Source organism: Halpernia sp. GG3, assembly GCF_052976925.2.
The window spans coordinates 21655-40425 of the sequence record NZ_JBRIIR020000003.1 but is presented as its reverse complement, the minus strand read 5'-3'; the positions used below and the strand labels follow the sequence as shown (position 1 = coordinate 40425).

At 32.1% G+C, this 18771-nt stretch carries 11 protein-coding genes; 9 read left to right on the top strand and 2 right to left on the bottom strand.

The window, feature by feature from the left end:
- Positions 1-43 precede the first annotated feature (43 nt).
- Positions 44-946, bottom strand: a complete 903-nt coding sequence (locus ACVBED_RS00565; RefSeq protein WP_447120654.1) for a T9SS type A sorting domain-containing protein — start codon at positions 944-946, stop codon at positions 44-46.
- An 856-nt stretch (positions 947-1802) separates the two neighbouring features.
- On the opposite strand from ACVBED_RS00565, the gene ACVBED_RS00560 reads away from it, so the two are divergent.
- The 5 genes from ACVBED_RS00560 to ACVBED_RS00540 all read left to right on the top strand — a co-directional run bounded on the left by ACVBED_RS00560 (position 1803) and on the right by ACVBED_RS00540 (position 11280).
- Positions 1803-5021: a hypothetical protein gene (locus ACVBED_RS00560; RefSeq protein ID WP_473094325.1), complete on the top strand. Its 3219-nt coding sequence runs from the start codon at positions 1803-1805 to the stop codon at positions 5019-5021.
- Positions 5022-5093: 72 nt separating this feature from the next.
- A complete protein-coding gene (locus ACVBED_RS00555) occupies positions 5094-5963 on the top strand; it encodes a ChaN family lipoprotein (RefSeq protein ID WP_447120652.1) in 870 nt (289 codons plus the stop codon).
- Positions 5964-6025: 62 nt separating this feature from the next.
- Positions 6026-7015 (top strand): tRNA dihydrouridine synthase DusB, encoded by a 990-nt coding sequence (gene dusB, locus ACVBED_RS00550; protein WP_447120651.1) that lies wholly within the window; start codon positions 6026-6028, stop codon positions 7013-7015.
- A gap of 111 nt (positions 7016-7126) precedes the next feature.
- The gene (locus ACVBED_RS00545) at positions 7127-8833 is read left to right on the top strand and encodes a helix-turn-helix domain-containing protein (RefSeq protein ID WP_447120650.1); all 1707 of its coding nucleotides are present in this window, start codon (positions 7127-7129) and stop codon (positions 8831-8833) included.
- Positions 8834-9042: 209 nt separating this feature from the next.
- A complete protein-coding gene (locus tag ACVBED_RS00540) occupies positions 9043-11280 on the top strand; it encodes a TonB-dependent receptor domain-containing protein (RefSeq protein WP_447120649.1) in 2238 nt (745 codons plus the stop codon).
- Positions 11281-11303: 23 nt separating this feature from the next.
- Here ACVBED_RS00540 and ACVBED_RS00535 read toward each other — a convergent pair whose 3' ends face one another.
- Positions 11304-13733 carry an alkaline phosphatase family protein gene (locus tag ACVBED_RS00535; RefSeq protein ID WP_447120648.1) on the bottom strand — a complete coding sequence of 810 codons (2430 nt, stop codon included), beginning with the start codon at positions 13731-13733 and terminating at the stop codon, positions 11304-11306.
- A 344-nt stretch (positions 13734-14077) separates the two neighbouring features.
- On the opposite strand from ACVBED_RS00535, the gene ACVBED_RS00530 reads away from it, so the two are divergent.
- From ACVBED_RS00530 to ACVBED_RS00515, 4 genes are all read left to right on the top strand, one after another.
- Positions 14078-14764 (top strand): tetratricopeptide repeat protein, encoded by a 687-nt coding sequence (locus tag ACVBED_RS00530; protein WP_447120647.1) that lies wholly within the window; start codon positions 14078-14080, stop codon positions 14762-14764.
- Positions 14765-14919: 155 nt separating this feature from the next.
- The gene (locus tag ACVBED_RS00525; protein WP_447120646.1) at positions 14920-15831 is read left to right on the top strand and encodes an ABC transporter ATP-binding protein; all 912 of its coding nucleotides are present in this window, start codon (positions 14920-14922) and stop codon (positions 15829-15831) included.
- Positions 15832-15836: 5 nt separating this feature from the next.
- Positions 15837-17153: an ABC transporter permease gene (locus ACVBED_RS00520; RefSeq protein WP_447120645.1), complete on the top strand. Its 1317-nt coding sequence runs from the start codon at positions 15837-15839 to the stop codon at positions 17151-17153.
- 1108 nt (positions 17154-18261) lie between these two features.
- On the top strand, positions 18262-18657 hold the full coding sequence (locus ACVBED_RS00515) for a hypothetical protein (protein ID WP_447120644.1): 396 nt from the start codon (positions 18262-18264) through the stop codon (positions 18655-18657).
- The last annotated feature ends 114 nt before the right edge of the window (positions 18658-18771 follow it).

Sequence of the window (18771 nt, the reverse complement as noted above, 5' to 3'; positions counted from 1 at the left end):
ATAAACCTGTTCAAAATAAGAGCAGGTTTATTTTTAATTTTTGTTAATCCTTGATGATTTTTTGAGAAATTTTTGCACCGTTTACAACTCCTGTTACAATGTAAATACCTTTGTTTAATGTAGAAACATTTAAAACAGTATTTTCATCTACAGAAGCTTTTTGCACAACTTGTCCAGTCATATTTATAATCTGGATATCTGATTTAGAACCAAACTGAAGCGATTCTTTAACGGAAGTATTTTTAACTAAACTTACTTTTGAAGAATTTAAATCTGAAACGGATAATGTTGTATTTACTACAGTTCCTACAAAAGCTAATGTTTTGCTTGTTGCGGCTGAATTTCCATTAATTAAATAGCCAGTTCCGGTTGTAGCACTTGCTCCCCAAATAAGAACTCTAAAAGTAACAGTAGTTCCAGCAGCAATATTTTGTAAATCAGAAATTCCACTTAAGTCAATCGCAGCCTGCTCATTACCAGCACTACTTGTTATTGAACCCAAAGTAATAGTTGAACCGATATTAATAAAAGAACCAGAACCAACTTGATATTGCCATTGCGCTGAAGTAGGTCCATTGCTTGAACGTCTCACATTATATTTATTAATACCTGAAATAGAAACTTTGTAGTTTGAATTAGCACTAATTGTAAATGTATCGAAATCATTTGCTGTTATAGCAGACGCAGGATCAGCACTAAGATAATCTGTTCCTCCCCAAGCAGAAACAGCACCTGTGCCTGTTGCTGTTAAAATACCACTCCCTCTTGTTAAACCACCAACGGTTAAATTAACATCTGCAGTAGTAGGAGTAAAAGGACTCGGTCCATAATTTCCTGCTCCGCCTGGTGTATTTGTTGAATTTGGTGCCCACTCTGCAATTGTAGTTTGCGCCATTGTTGCAAAGGAAAACATTGCAATTGCAATTAAAGAATAAAGTTTTTTCATAATTAAAAATTTAAAAGGTTATTATTTACTTCAAAAGTAGTAAAATAAAAATAAATACAATAGTTTTAATATTAATTTTAAGTTAATAATAACAATATTACATCTTTATGCCAATTTTAATGCGATTACTTCAATGAGTCGCACGCCGCTTTTACTTTGTTATTTCGAATTCTGATTTGTTTTTGATAGGAATCTATTCCATATTTTTTCTTTACACTTTTAGTATTACAAAAACATCAAAAAAGCTGTTTGTACAAAGGTTATCATTAAAGTAGTAAGGTTTATTTTCTTACATTTAAAAGTTCTTCGCATTTTTTTGATAAAGATTAAAAATCAAATCCGTCCGTTCCTTATAATTTCTTATCCACTCTTTCTCATTATCAAAAGGAATTGAGAACAATTACTTCATCATCTTCTCCGATGTCTTTTACTTATAAAGTTTCGTTCTTCATCCTAGCTAGTTTTGAAACAATTAAACTTTCCCCAAATGTGAGATAACAAAATTTCCCTACCATTTTCTTCGGTTCTTATGACTTTTATGCTACCGGGATCATCACAGGAATATGCTTTACGAGAGAATCCATATTTATGATCATTTCGCTGAAAAATGCTTCAGATTAACAGATTTTTCAATTTTTTTTACAAAATCTGAAGGTAAAATATCTTTTAAGATAGTCCATTAAAGATAAGTAAAACTGGCAGTTGCTTTTTTTATAAAATATATAGCACTTAGAAAACGTTAAAGATTTAACTAAAAATACCATTTAGAAATATGAAATTAAAAGCCGAAATATATTTCTTAATTTAATATTTTTACAAACTTTAAAACGTACGTTATTTGGTGAAAAAACTTCTTTTGTTCTGTTTTGTAATTTGCGGATTTTCCTTTGGATTTTCTCAAATTTTCACGTGGAAAAATCGAAATTTAAAACATGATTCTATTTCAAAAGACAGTTTAATAAGTCAAAAATTAAATAAAGATTACTTCACAAAAGATACTTTAGATTTTATAAAAACTAAAAATAATATCATTGTAGATGAAGCTGTTTTGGTAAAAAACCCGAAAAATCCCGGTTTTGGAACTATTAATTCTAATGGATCAATTATTCGCGGGATTACTTTTGGCAATAACCAAGGTCAATCTGTACAATCTTCTTTAGACTTACAATTTTCTGGACAATTATCTAAAGACGTTTCAGTATTAGCCAGCATTTCAGATCATAATTTACCAATTCAAGCGGATGGTTATACGCAGACTTTAGAAGAATTTGATAAAATTTACATTCAACTTAATATCAAAAAAAATTCGATTTTACGTGCCGGACACGTTGATTTAATTGACGACAAAACCTATTTTGGAAGATACCAACGAAAGAGTTTGGGTTTACAATTTCAAACACAAATAGGAAAAGAAAATAAAACTTTTTTTGATTTTTCAGCCGGCATTGCCAGAAGTGAATTTTATAGAATCCGCTTTCAAGGAATCGAAGGAAACCAAGGACCGTACAGATTAACAGGGAAAAATGGCGAACAATTTATCACAATTCTTTCTGGTTCTGAACAGGTTTTTATTGATGGAATTTTAATGAAGCGCGGTGAAAATCAAGATTATATTATTAATTACAACACGGGGGAATTAACCTTTACGAGTTACCGACCTATTTTTAAACAAAATTTTATCACGATTTCCTATAATTATACTAACCGAAATTATACGCGATTTTTGGTTACTGGAAGTGTGCAGCACGAAAGAGAAAAATTAAAATTAGGTTTCAACTGGTTTCTGGAAAATGACAATAAAAACGCCCCACTTTCTTTAAATTTAAGCAAAGAAGACCAACAAATTTTAGTGAATGCCGGAAGTAATCCAGATTTAATGTTTGCGCCTTCGGGTGTAAAAACAGATTTTGATGTTAACAAAATTTTGTACCAGGTAATTAATGTTGGCAGCGGAAATTATTACCAATTTTCAACGGACAAAACACAGATTCTTTATCAGGTTTCCTTCACGTATTTTGGGGATAATCTGGGCGATTATAAAATTATTCAAACCACCAATAACGGGCGTGTTTTTGAATATGTTGGTCAAAATTTAGGAAATTACCGCGCCGTGAGAAAATTACCTGCGCCCGTGAAATCACAAGTTTTTTCTGGTAATGCGGAATACAAAGTTGGAGAAAATGGAAAGATTGGGGCAGATTTTTCCCTAAGCAATTATGATGTTAATTTATTTTCGTCCAAAGACAACTCACAAAATATTGGTTATGCGGCACGGATTTTTGGTCATCAAACTTTTAGAAAAAATAATTGGACCGGGACGCCAAGTTTAGAATTTCAGCATATTGATTCCCGATTTCATATTTTAGACAGAATAAATGATGTAGAATTTTCCCGAGATTTCAACTTGGAACAGGAATTTAACCAAACCACTCAAAATCGCTTGATATTTAGTTTTTTAAATCAAATTGGACCACAATCTTTTTTAAATTACAGACTCAATTATTTAGATGAAAAAAACACCTACACTGGAATAAAAAATGATTTAGATTTTGGTTTTAAAACAGGAAAAGTTTTAACAACAGGATCTATTTCTTACCTTAATACAAAGGCAATTACACAAAATACAAACTTTGCACGTGGAAAAGTTATTTCCGAATATTTAACCAAAAAAGGAAGTTGGGGTATCGGCGGCAGTTTTGAAAATAATTTGAAAAATTACAATTCAACGGCACAATTAGATGTGACAAGTTACAGTTGGAAAGAGGCCTTTTTGCAGAAAAAAATTGGTGATAGTACGCGAACTAGATTTCTCGCAAAAGTTTACATCAGAAATAATGATTCTGTACGGGATAACAGATTGCAAAATACGAATCAGATTACTGGTGTATTGCTTCAAAGTGAGTTAATTAAAACACCAAATACAACATTAAATGCTTTGGTTCAATACCGAAAATTTTTCTATCAAAATGGCTCAAAAGTGAGTATTCAAAATCAAGATTTTGTCCTGGGAAATTTACTCTATAATCAGAAATTATTTAATAATGGCATGCGTTTACAGGCTTTTTATGAACTCGGAAACGGGCAGGAAGCACAACGGGAATTTCAATATTTAAAAGTAACAGATGGGCAAGGTGTTTATAAATGGACGGATTACAACGGCGACGGGATACAGCAAATTGATGAATTTGAAGTGGCAGAATATTCAGATTTAGCGCAGTATATTCGAGTTTATACAAATACAGTAACCTATTTACCATCTAATAAAAACAAATTACAACTGGCTTTATTTGTAAATCCATCGGCCGTTTTGGGTTCTGAAAATCAATTTCTTAAGCGCTGGAATTTTAATTTGTCTTTACTTTCTGAAAATTCCTTTTATAAAGAAAATCAAGTTTTAGTTCTCAATCCATTTGAAAAAAATTCACGTCAAATTTTAAAAAATCAAAATTTTTTAGGATCTATGCAGTTTAATCCCACAGATAATTCGGGTTGGAATGGCAGTTACAGATTTATAAAAAATGATAATTTAATTAATGCTAATTTTAGTAACGAAGAAAGAAACCAAAATTCACATTTTTTAAACGTCGGCTATTTATTTAATAAAAATTTCCGGATTGACTGGGAAAATAATGCGGTTCAAATCAAGAATTCATCGGAACTTTTTAGCACTCGTGATTACCAATTGCAAAACTTTGAAACCAAACCAAAAGCGACCTATAAATTTACAGATGCTCTGCAGACTGAGTTTTATACGTCGCTAAAGCAAAAACGCAGATTAGATGGCGCGGAGTATTTGAAAACTTTAGATCTCAGTGGAACTTTGCAGTGGCAATGGCGAAAAACGTCTTTGCGCGCCAGTTTTTCATTCATCAATAATAATTTTACAGGAAATAGTTTTAGCATTGTAGGAAACCAAATGTTAGACGGTTTAAAACCCGGAAAAAACCAGGTTTGGTCTTTATTTTTGCAACAGCCGATTAATTCATTTATTAGTTTAGATTTAAATTACGAAGGTCGAAATTCTGGCGTAAGAACAATTCATATTGGAAGCGTGCAAGTAAAGGCAAGTTTTTGATGAAAGTTGTTTAGTTGTTGGTTGTGAAATTATTAGTTGTAAAGTTGCCAGAAAAAAAAATTAATTAAGCTCATGAAAAAAATTATTGTCTTAATGTTAATATTCAGTTTTGCGTCTTTAAATTCGCAGGAGCTGAAAGCCTTTCAGTTTTATAATCTAAGTGGAAAGAAAGTAAATACTGAAAAATTAGTTAAAAATCTTTCTCAATATGATGTGGTTTTATTCGGTGAATATCACAATAATTCTATTATCCATTGGTTGGAATTAAAAGTGACTGAAGAACTTTACAAACAAAAAGCCGGAAAAATAATTTTGGGTGCAGAAATGTTTGAACGCGATAATCAAGCACAATTAAACGACTATTTAAAAGGAGAAATTTTAGATAAAAATCTGAAAGATTCTGTTCGACTTTGGAGTAATTACGAAACCGATTACAAACCACTGGTTGATTTTGCAAAAGAAAAAAACATTCCTTTTGTCGCTACAAATATTCCAAGAATTTATGCTTCAAAAGTAGCTAAGGAAGGTTTAGAAAGTTTAAATACACTTCCAGAAAATGAGAAAAAATGGATTGTAAAATTACCAATTTCAGTTACTTTAGAAACGCCCGGTTATCAAGAAATGAAAAAAATGATGGCCGAACATTCTGGTGGTAAAGCGATGGATTTTGTAGCGGCGCAAGCGGTAAAAGATGCGACAATGGCAGAATCAATCGAACAGAATTTAAAATTAGGTTTTACTTTTCTACATTTTAACGGCGATTATCATAGTAAAGAATTTGGCGGCATTTATTGGTATTTAAAACAAAAAAATCCAAATTTAAAAATTGCAGTTATTTCAGTTTTTGAAAGTGACGATATAAAATTAACTCTTCCTACGAAAGACTTTAAACCAACGAATTTTAATTTGGTAATTCCACAAGATATGGCGAAGACTTACTGAAAATTTTAAAATTGGCAAACTGTTACATTGCTATATTGTTACATTAATCTTATTTTTGCACCATGATAAAAATCGGAAATATAGAACTCCCCGACTTTCCTTTGCTTCTTGCGCCAATGGAAGACGTTTCAGATCCGCCGTTTCGCAGATTGTGCAAAATGCACGGTGCAGATATGATGTATTCAGAATTTATTTCTTCTGAAGGTTTGATCCGTGATGCCATGAAAAGCAAGAAAAAGTTGGATATTTTTGATTACGAACGTCCTGTTGGAATTCAAATTTTTGGTGGTGATGAAGAAGCGATGGCACTTTCTGCAAAAATTGTAGAAGCCGTAGAACCCGATATTGTCGATATTAATTTCGGCTGTCCCGTGAAAAAAGTAGTTTGTAAAGGAGCGGGCGCAGGCGTTTTAAAAGATATTGATTTAATGATCCGTCTCACAAAAGCCGTGGTAAATTCTACACATTTACCTGTTACTGTAAAAACCAGATTGGGCTGGGATACAGACACCATTAATATTATGGAGGTGGCGGAACGTTTGCAGGAAACTGGAATTAAAGCATTAACAATTCACGCCAGAACGCGTAGCCAAATGTACAAAGGTGAAGCCGACTGGAATTATATCTCGAAAGTAAAAAATAATCCCAATATTGAGATCCCAATTTTTGGGAACGGAGATGTTAACACTCCGGAAAAAGCGCTCGAATACAAACAAAAGTATGATTGTGACGGTATTATGATCGGCCGTGGTGCGATTGGTTATCCGTGGATTTTTAATGAGGTAAAACATTTTTTTAAAACTGGAGAAAATTTACCAAAACCAACTATTGCAGAACGTTTAGAAGCAGTTCGTCAACATGCAGAATGGAGCACAGAATGGAAAGGCGAAAAATTAGGTTTAATAGAAATGCGCCAACATTACGGTAATTATTTCCGTGGGATACCCCATTTTAAAGATTTCCGCGTTAAGTTTCTGGAAGTTTTTACAATGGAAGAAATGGCTGAAGTAATTGCTGAAACTGAAGAATTTTATGAGGAGTTTAGTTTTTAGAATTTACCTATAATTTTTGTCTTATTCTTCCAATTTTTTAAGATGAAAATTTAACAGTTCTAGACTCAATAAATATTCTAATAGAATTAGACAGCAAATATTCTAAAAATAATGAAGAAATTTTTTCTAATCTTTTTAATTAATTTTTGCTGTAATTTTTACTTTTCTCAAAGTACAAAAAGTTTTAAAATTCCCGATTCTTTATCTAAAAAAAGTTTCAAAATTTTAGAAACTAATTTTAATAATGCATTTGAAATTAACCCAAACAAAGCCTCAATTTACGCCAACTCGATTTTACTGAAAGGAAAAAAAGAAAAAGACCGACGCAAAACTGCTGATGCTTATCTTTATTTATTTAAGATCACATTTAATCCTGCGTATTTGGATAGTATGATTGTAATCTCAAAAAAGAGTCAGGATTTAGACAATGTGGCTTTGGGTTATTTAAAAAAAGGAAATTATTTTTATTTTACTTCAGATTATGCCAAATCATTAGAAAACTATTTACAAGCGAGAGATTTTTCTAAAAAAGACGGCGTTGTTTATAATACGGCTAACTTTAACGTAGGATTTTTAAAGTTGGATTTAGGCAATTACCAGGAAGCAAAAAAATTATTTTTAAATTACAAAAAATACTTAGAGAATCGTAATTTAACAAATAGTAAAAATTATGTAAGTTGTTTATATTCAATTGCTTATATTTATTCTAAAACGAATAAATTAGATTTGTCTGATTCTTATGTGAAACTCGGATTGAGAAAAAATACTGAGATTGACAGTTTAGTAAATTATTCAAATTTAATGCTGGTTTCAGGCATTAATCAATATAAAAGAAAAGATTATTTACACGCGGCAAAAATATTAGAAAATGTTTCTAAACTGATGAAACAAAATTCTTCAAAAATTCAAAATTTAGCATTAAGTGAGTTTTATGCAGGAATGAGTTTTTACAAGACTAATAATATCATATTTTTAGATAAATTTAAAACTGTTGATTCTATTATTATTAAAACTAAAAATGCGGATTCAAAATTAGTCGAGTTTTATCCAATTTTAATTGAGCATTATAAAAAAGCAGGCGACAAAGAAAAACAACTTTTTTATATAGAACACTTTTTAGAAGTCAACCGTATTTTAAATAAAAATAGCAAAATTCTCGCGAAAGAAATCAACAAGAAGTATGATATTCCCATTTTGCTAAAGGAAAAGGAAAATCTAATCTCTGATCTAAATTCCAAAAATTCTGTCCTGTTTTGGATCAGTGGGATTATTGGTTTTGTTTTAATTATTCTAATATTTCTTTACTTTAATAAAAGTAAAAAAACCAAATATTATCAGCAACAAGCCGTGCTTTTAGCCAAAAATTCAGCACAAAATTCGTTTAAAAAAATTAATAAAAAACTAGGATTTGAGGATGAATTATCAACAAAACTGGATCATCGGAATTCTAAAACAGGAATTTCAGAAGAAATTTTAAATACACTTTATTTAAAATTTGAGTCGTTTGAAAAAAATAAGGATTTTTTGAATAAAGATCTTTCCCTTGAAAGTCTGGCAAAAGAATTTAAAACTAATCGAGATTATCTCTCAAAAGCAGTAAACGAAATTAAAGGCAAAAGTTTTTCTCAATATATCAATGAACAAAGAATTGCTTATCTAGTAGAAGAATTAAAAACAAATCCACATCTGCAAAAATTGACTATTGCAGGAATTGCAGAAGAAGTTGGGTTTAGCAATACGGAATCTTTCACAAATTCATTCAAAAAATTAACGGGAACTCTTCCTTCTTTTTATTTAAAAGCACTTAAAAATATTTAGTAAAGCAAAATCACAAAATTTTAAATTTCAAAGGTTTATAAAATTATTTTCCCAAGATTTATCAATCTTGGGAAAGTTATATTTTATAAATGATCATTTTTAGTTTGATTTGTATCATCATATTAATAAATCTATTTTAAATGAAATTTCTATTTTTTCTTTTTTTCAGCATTAATTTTTTTGCGCAGAACTTTAAAATAAACGGCAACTTGTCAAATTCGAAAAACCAAGCAATTTCAGCGGCAAAAGTTGATCTCTATAATTTTGAAAATCAAATTGTAAAATCTACAATTACACAAAACGGCAGTTTTGAATTTTTAAATATTTCGCCACAAAGTTATTATTTACAAATTACAAACGGAAAGTCTGTTCAGAAAGAAAAACCTTTTCAACTTTCTGAAGACAAAACCTTCCTACTCGTTTTTAAAGAAAGTACAGTTGATATTGCCGAAGTTCAACTTGAAGGAAAAAAAGCGCCTTTTCATGTTCAAAAAGGAAATATCACAATTGACATTGCAAATTCTGAGTTGAGAAAAGTTGCGACACCTCTCGATCTTTTGGCAAAATTACCTTTCGTAGTAATAGATGCAAACGGCGAAGGTTTGTCTTTGGTCGGAAAAGGAATTCCTTTACTTTATATTGACAATCAAAAAATTAATTTTACGACTTTAACTTCACTTTCTGTCGATGATATTAAATCTGTAGAAATTATCAAAAATCCTTCGGCAAAATATGAAGCGGAGGGAAATGCCGTGATAAAAATAATTTTAAAAAACAGTAAAAAAGAAGGTTCAAAACTTAATATCGCAGAAACTGCCACTTTTAAAAAACGTTTTGAAAATTATTTTTCTTCCAATTATCAACAGAAAAAAAATAAAACCGAATGGAAAATCAACGCGGCTTATAATCAAATCGAACATTGGGAAAGCAACGGTTTTATCTATTCTGTGCCGAGCAAAAATATTAATTCCGATTATATAATCAAATCAATTACGAATCGTCCGCAAACTATTTTGGGGACAAATCTTTACCAAGAACTTAATGATGACGGTGATTATATAACTTTAAATATCAATGGGAATTTTCGCCCGGACAAAGGCGATAATAAGACGGTAACGAACTACGAAGAAAATGGAAATAAATCCAATATTTTAACTTTAAATCATCAAGACAGAAAAAGAGCGACCATTAATTCCATTTTCAATTATAATAAAAAGATAAAATCTCTCGACGCCGATGTATTCACAGGTTTTCAATACACGCGTGAAAGCAATAAAGTGGATTATAATTTTTTTAATAATTTGAATAATACAGATTTTGTTTTTAACCAATTCCGCAATCAAAATTATTCTGTAAATGCTTATTCCGGACGATTAGACGTTGAGAAAAAATTTAAAAACGATTACGAATTAGATTTTGGCGGAAGTTTTACCAAAGCAGAAGCGACAACTAATAATTTGACAAATTACAATTCGGCACAAAGTTCAGATTATTTTAAATATTTTTTTAAGGAAGAAAACTGGGCTTCTTACGCAGAATTTTCTGGCGAGAAAGAAAAACTAAGTTTTAAAGCCGGACTTCGTTTGGAATCTACTTTCGCCAATGGTTTTGACCAAATTTTAAATCAAACAACCATTCAGAGAAATTATTTGGATTGGTTTCCAAAGGCGGAAATTTCATTTAAACAAAACAAAGATTACGTTTACACCCTTAATTTTAGCAGAAATATAGAAAGACCAAATTACGGTGATCTTTCTTCCGGCGGTTTATACAGCAGTCCCTACATAGAATATCAAGGAAATCCAAACCTTTTGCCAACTTATACGAACACAATTTCTGCAAGTGTCAATTTAAAAAAATGGGCGTTAAATGCTTCTTATTATGAAAGCAGAGACCCGATGGGTTACAATTTGGTTTATGTGGAAGATAAAAATATTTCAAAATTTACTTCTTTAAATTTCGATAAAGAAATTGGTGGCAATTTGGGCTTTGATGTTCCTTTTAAATATAAATTTTTAACATCTCAAAACAGTCTTTCTTTGAATTATTCTAAAATTGAAGACCGACTTTCTATTGCGAAAAAATCGACACCCTATTTATATTTTTATACCAATAATACTTTAAAATTAGGAAAAGGATTTAATTTTCTGGTAGATGGATCTTGGATCACAAATCGAACGCAGGGCATTTATCAATACAATGAAATGGTGATACTTAATTTAGGTTTAACAAAATCCATTTCGAATTTCGATTTTACTTTACGCTACAACGATGTCTTTAAGGAAAGTAATTTTATCCAATCTTTGAGTTATGGTCAAACAAACACTAAAGGTACTTTTTACGGTAATACGCCGGTTTTTTCAATTGGCATCAAATATAATTTCGGGAAAGTTTCCGATTCTTCTTATAAAGAAAAGCAAGTGAATGAAACTTTGGATAGAATCTAAAAAACCGATCAATTACTAAATTTTTAATCATCCTCCTTCTTCTTTTCCATTTTGACAAATGCGCTTCGTCTGGGCGCAGGCATTAATGAATGTTCGCCTTTTACAGATTTCCAGATTACTTCGTTTAATTCTAAATCTGGTACCGCATCTTCTTTAGCCAAATTAAATGAGGCCGATTTTTTAGAACTGCTATTTACGGCAACATTTACTGCATTTAAATCAACATTGGCTTCGAGGTGATCAAAAGGTTTTAGATTAATAGTTGAGGTAAAGCAATCGTAAAAAGGTAAGGCAACTTCATCATATTGACTCATTGGCGGCAAACCTAAAACCAATTCTATTGTTCGTAAAGCACCACTGGTAGAATACATGGTAGAAACCACTTCATTTCTTTTGGTATAAGGACTGATTACCAAAATTGGAGAACGGTGCGCGTCTACGTGATCAGAACCGTTTTGAGCGTCATCTTCTAAAATTACAATTAAAGATTCTTTCCAAATAGAACTGTGAGAAATATGATCAACCAGTAAACCAACGGCCAGATCATTATCTGCAACATTTGCAGTCGGGGTGCGACTTCCCAAACGTTGTCCGCTTGTGTGATCGCTGGAAAATCTTAAAGTATTAAATTGTGGCACCTCATTTTTTGCTAACAACTGATCAAAATCTTTTTCCCAAACATGATACCGCGTTGTATCTTGCACGCTCATATCAAAACCGGCATAACCAGGGCAAAAATTATTTTCTAAGGAAGGAATATTGCCTGTTTTTCCGTCAGTAAACTCGCCATAAGTGCGGTAACTTAAACCCGCTCTTTTACAATAATCCCAAATAAAACCATCCCTTGGATAGGCAATTTTTCTGGAACCTTCAAAATCATAACTTCCTCCTCGACCGCCATAACTGATAGGCCAACTTTTTTCCACATAATCATTAGCATAAGCCGCGGTGCTCCAGTTATGTCCATCGGCACTTACTTCTGCATCCACATAAAAATTATCCAGCAACACAAATTCATTTGCTAGAGCATGAATATTTGGCGTTACTTTTTGCGGAAAAAGGCACAAAGAATCTTGTCCGTTCCCTTTTTTTACATCACCTAAAACTTGGTCATACGTTCTATTTTCTTTAATTATATAAAACACATGTTTAATGGGGCTTTTGCCTCCTAATTTATAGGGAATAGGATTATCTTTTATCGAATTAATTGTTTGCAAAGGCTTTCTTGCAGGGACGTTTGCAAAAACTTGTTTGCTGTACTTTTCCAACTGTTCTTCTTTTGGAATATCAATAATTGATAAAGTTCCTTTAAATAATCCACCAATATATTGTACGTTTTTGTTTACGGAAGGACTTTTTTGGTAGCCGCTGTCATCCGTTTTGCTGATTGGTTTCGGTCCATTTGGATTCGGTAAACTGGTAAATCCTTTGCCATTGCTGACGAATATTTTTTGTCCAAAACTTTTTACATTTGTTGGGTACCATCCTGTTGGTATAAAACCCTTACTAAAACTTTTTCCTAGATTTTCTACATCAAAAACCGCCAGGCAATTATTATCTGCATTAGCGATAAATAAGGTCTTTTCATCTGATGATAAAGCAAGCCCATTGGTTGTGGAACCTGTTAACTTGGTTGAACTGATGCTCGCCGAGATAACTTCAATTACTTTTTTCTTTGCAATATTAATGACAGAAACAGAATTGTCACCAGAATTGGCTACAAATAAAACGGTTCCTTTTTTATTTAAACACAATTCATTCGGGCGATTTTCAGTTTTAATTTTAGAAATAATTTTTTTACTTTGGGTGTCAAAAACAGCGACTTCATCGGCGCCCCACAAAGAAATATATAAGGTTTTTTTATCTGGAGAAAGTAAGCAATCGTAAGCTTCAGCGCCTAATTCTACTTGATTTAAAACTTTCTTAGATTTTAAATCAACCACATACAAGCTATTATTTTCTTTTGTTACCGTGTAAAGAATTTGCGCTTTATCATCAACTGCAATACCAGCCGGACTGATCTTATTCGGCCACTTCTCGCCAAGTTTAATTGTTGAGGGATTCCCTAATTTTTGATTGATTATCGGATAAATTAAAATGATATTATCATTGCCGCCAGAAACGTATAATTTTTTTCCATCGTCACTAAAAGTCAAACCGTACCAAGATTCTGCGAGCGGCTTTTCATCTAAAATTTTCTCAGATTTTGGATCAATTAATTGAATTGTTTGCGTGCTTTGCCCATTATTAGTAACAGCCAATAATTTATTGGACGTCGACAAGGCCATATTTAAAGGCAAGTCACCTAATGGCAATGATCTTCCTGCCGGGGTTAAAAACCATCCGTTGGATAATAGAATTTTCTCAGCTTTAGGATTATTTGTTGGGGTTTGCGCAACGATTTTAAGAATTAAAAAACTTGCGACAAATGAAAGAAATAGTTTAGATCTCATAAGAAATTATTTTCAGTGCTAATTTAAAGCAAACAATTTCTTAAAATACTAAATTAAAAAAAAATTAACAGAAGTTTAATATGAATTATGTTTTATTGGACCTGAAAAAATTCCACAAGATTCTATTAAACTTTGAACAGCTAAATATCACGGTTTTATAAGATTAAAATCATATTCGATTCCGTAACTTTATCCGTCATTTCTCTACTAATTAATCAAAAATAACGATGCTGAAAGCGGAACACGTTACCAAAACTTATAATGCTGGCAAAAAACTGGCGCTGGAAGACAAGAAAAACTTAAGTCAAAAATACAGTTGAATATTCGCCATAAAATCAAAAACCATGAAATATTATATCTCCATTATCATCTTGTTCTTTTTCATTTTTACTTTTGGACAGCAGCAAAATTATTCCAAATGGAAAGAAGACGCCAAAACCGAAATAAGACTTTTGCCAAAATATGGAAACCATATCAAAACACAAGAACAAAAAGAAGCAGACGAGGAGCTTATTAAAACATATTTAGCACAAGAAGGAAGTCATAGGAGGGCTTCTGAACTTTTAGTGAATCTCGGTTTTAAATATTTATATAAAAATGATTTAAAAACCGCAATGTATAGATTTAATCAAGCCTGGCTTCTTGACCCAACAAATGAAGATGTTTTTTGGGGCTTTGGTGGTATCTATTTCTCATTTGGTGATTTTGAAAATGCTTTAAAACAATATGATGAAGGTTTAAAATTAAATCCTAAAAGTTCTAAAATTTTAACTGATAAAGCGACAATTTATATGACGGGTAATTTAACTAATAATAGAGACAAAGATTCTAATCTGGCTTTAAAATTATTTAATCAATCTTACAATTTAGATCCAAAAAATCAAAATACTTTATTTAAAATGTCTGCTTGCTATTTTTTTAAAAATGATTGTAAAAATGCATTGAGGTATTATAATGAATGTCAAAAGCTTGGTGGTGAACCTATAACAAGTGAATATAAAAAAGCTCTTGCATCAAAATGTAAAAAATAAATTTAAAAATTATAGGTCAAATTTAAAAACTTAATTTTTTCTCTATTCACGTTCTCACAAAATCAAGCACAAAAATCATAATCTAATAAAATAGAATTCCTTCCTGTTTCCGTAACTTTGTCCGTCATTTCTCTACTAATTAATCAAAAATAACGATGCTGAAAGCGGAACACGTTACCAAAACTTATAATGCCGGCAAAAAACTGGCACTCGAAGATTTTTCAATTAACGTTCCAGAAGCATCCATCTACGGACTACTAGGTCCAAATGGTGCAGGAAAAACCACTTTCATAAGAATTATTAATCAAATTACGCAAGCCGATTCTGGCGAAGTTTTTATTAACGGAAAACTTCTAAATCCTTCTCATATTCGAGAAATTGGTTACATGCCGGAAGAACGAGGTTTGTATAAAAATATGACGGTTGGCGATCAGTTGTTGTATTTCGGGGAACTAAAAGGTATGACGAGAAATGATGCGCTGAAAGAGGCAAAATATTGGTTTGAGCAATTGCAGATCGACCAATGGTGGAAGAAAAAATTAAGTGAATTATCTAAAGGAATGGCGCAAAAAATACAGTTTGTAGTGACGGTTTTGCACCGCCCAAAACTCTTGATTCTAGACGAACCGTTTTCTGGTTTTGACCCGGTAAATGCCAATTTAATTAAAGATCAAATTATAAAACTAAAGGAACAGGGAACGACGATTATTCTGTCTACGCACCGCATGGAAAGTGTGCAGGAAATGTGTGATTCTGTGGCTTTGGTAGATAATGCGCGGAAAATAATTGACGGAAAAGTATTTGATGTAAGAGAAAAATTTAAGAAAAATGTTTTTGCCGTAACTATTTCTGAGGTGAAAAGTGAGGCTTTTGAGCAGTTTAAATCTAAATATCAAATCCAGGATATTACACAAAATAATCAACTGATTTCTTTTAATTTAAAAAGTGAAATCCCACAAAAAAATATTCTTGAAAATTTAATTAATTGTGGCACAATTCGTTCTTATGACGAGAAAATCCCAAGTATGAATGAAGTATTTATTAATGCTGTGGGTGCACAAAACTGAGAGAAATGAATAATATTATATTGATCACAAAACGGGAATATCTGACGCAAGTCAAGAAAAAATCATTTGTAGTTTTGACACTTTTAGCGCCGATTTTACTCATTGCTTTTGGTGCAACCATCGCGTTTATGTTTAAAGCAAACCAGACAAAAAACACCTTTGATGTCGTTGATAAAAGTGGTGTTTTTGCCGAGCACTTGAGATCTACCGCAACCATCAATTACGTTTATGTGCCGGAAAGTGCAGAGAAATCGTTGGTTTCTGCGCTGAAAGATATGAAAGGAACGGACGGTATTTTAATTTTACCAATACTAGAAAATAACGATTACGCAAAATTTGAAAACGAAACGAAACTACTTTTAAACAATAAAATTGGTTTTGATACGAAACAGAAAATCGCCACCGATATTTCTGGTTTGGTTAAAAAAGAAAAAATTAAAAATCTAGGGATTACGGAAACCCAACTAACCGCTTTAGATAAAGGTTTTGAACTGAAAACCAAAAATATAGTTGATGATAATAAATCAGATTCTGACTTGACTTTTGGCGTGAAGTCAGGATTAAGTATGCTTTTGATGTACGCGACATTTATGTTTATCTTAATTTATGGCGTTCGCGTAATGCGAAGTGTTTTGGAGGAAAAAAATAACCGCGTGGTCGAGATTATTATTTCTTCCGTGAAACCTTTTGAACTGATGATGGGGAAAATTTTAGGTGTCACATTGGTCGCATTGACTCAATTTTCCGTTTGGATCACCATGGCTGTGATCGGTGCCATATTTTTAAATACCGGTTTTTCTGCGATGAAAGGTCAGATTTCCGGCAGCGACTCTTCAGCGAGTTTGATTGATAAATTCGACATTCAACAAATTGCGACGCAGATTTCTCATACTTTATTAGATTTAAATTATGGATTAATTATCGGTGTTTTTATTATTTTCTTTTTATTGGGCTATATTTTTTACAGCTCAATATATGCCGCCATCGGCTCTGCAGTCGATAACGAAACGGAAACTTCCCAGTTTACAATTTTCGCGATTCTACCTTTAACACTCGGCATGTATGGTAGTTTTTCAATAATGGGAAATCCAGACGGCCCGATGGGATTTTGGCTCTCTATGATTCCATTTACTTCGCCAGTTGCGATGATTGCAAGAATTCCTTTTGGCGTTCCTGTTTGGCAAATTATCTTGTCGGTGGTCATTTTATTAACAACTACTCTATTGATGGTTTATATTGCCGCAAAAGTTTACAAAGTTGGAATCCTAATGTACGGCAATAAAGCCACGGCAAAGGAACTCTTGAAGTGGATCAGAAGTTAGAATTTAGATTTTTCTCGCTAATTTTGGAGATTTCGCAGATTTTCTATTTTACAAAGTAGACTTTTCATTTTATTTTTTCTATTTAGGAGCAAGACAATCTCGTGTTTTTCGAAACCTCCTCCCGTGTTCCGCTCTAATTTTTTAATTGGCGCGCGCTTCGCGCGCCAATTAAAAAGATACCGCTTTACCCGCGGCTAAATTTGAAGTTTTGTTTTTTGATTGATAAGAAATAAATCCTGAAAATATTAGGAAGAAATTAGTAGATATTTTAGCGAAATAAAGCTACCTATTTTTAATATCTGAGAAAAAGTTAAACTTATACTTTATTTATATACTATTTCTATACCACAGGATATTCCTTTAGTAGATATAGTAAGTGAGTTTACACCCTTCCAAGAGAAGGAAAGAATTGACTATTGACAAAAAAAAACTACAAAGAATTTGTTGAAAACAATCCAAATACATTTGGAATAACGGCAAATGGAACAGGCCATAATATTTAGGAAGACAATCCAAATTTAGTAATAACCATAATTGCAAAATCTTACGCCGAAACTCAAAAAGACCAAGTGAAAATAGGCATCTACGAGAATGCGTTGAAATTTTCCATTGACGCAATAAATTTTAAAAAGAAAACGGAGAAGGAATAAATAAAACGAAGAGCGGACTTTCTAATATATTAATCGACATAGATAAAACTGATCTATTTGAGCATGTTATTAAATCTTGGACACTCAGAAAAGAATAAAAACGACACACAACACCGTATATAAAAAATTGCTGTTATGTGCTTAATTCCCTTTCCACCTTCTCTGTTTGTACCAAATGGTTCTAATCTATTCCATTATACTTATTTTTCCATTTATAAAAAGTGCGACCGTTTTCCCATATTCTTGGCAAAACTTATTTAACGTTTTCCTCTGATTCTGCTCAGTTAATATCTCAATAATCTGAACTTCTGTAAACTTTCTATTTTTTATATTCTTCCCGAATTTAAAAATTATACTTTTAAATGCTTCAGTTTTTTGGGGGAGATTACAAACCTTATCCATAACAAAAAAGGACCAGAGAGCGCCACTCTGCGAAATAAATACTACCTTTGGTTTCTATGCGTAGACTTACAGCCGTATTGCTGCTTTCGATATTAGGAATAATTTTATTCCCGTGGCAAATGATTTGTATTGCGCATCCAGTCGCAACCGAAAATTACCACCACAAAGGACCAAGCCTTTGCGAAATTCATAGAATAGCTACACAACAAAAAGGCGAACATTTCTCACAAAAGATGGAATGTAAGCACGTTCAATCTCAGATTTACGACCTACAAAATCACCAAGTTGAAAATATAGCCCCAGGCAATCAATTATTTGTGATTTTACCTGTTGATTGTGAATCCGTAAAACTTGGCAATCACAAACAACCCTTTTCATTCCCACCTGACCCTCAATGCCGTTCGGCAACCTTAATTTCTGATAATCCACTTCGCGGACCTCCCTTAGTTTAACCTTTCTTTATGATCGGTATATTACACTTTAACCCTTCATAAAAGAAGGCTTTTCGTGTTTATGCCAATTTCAAATATGTTGAGACGCTATTGCTTTATAGCAGCGCTATGTCT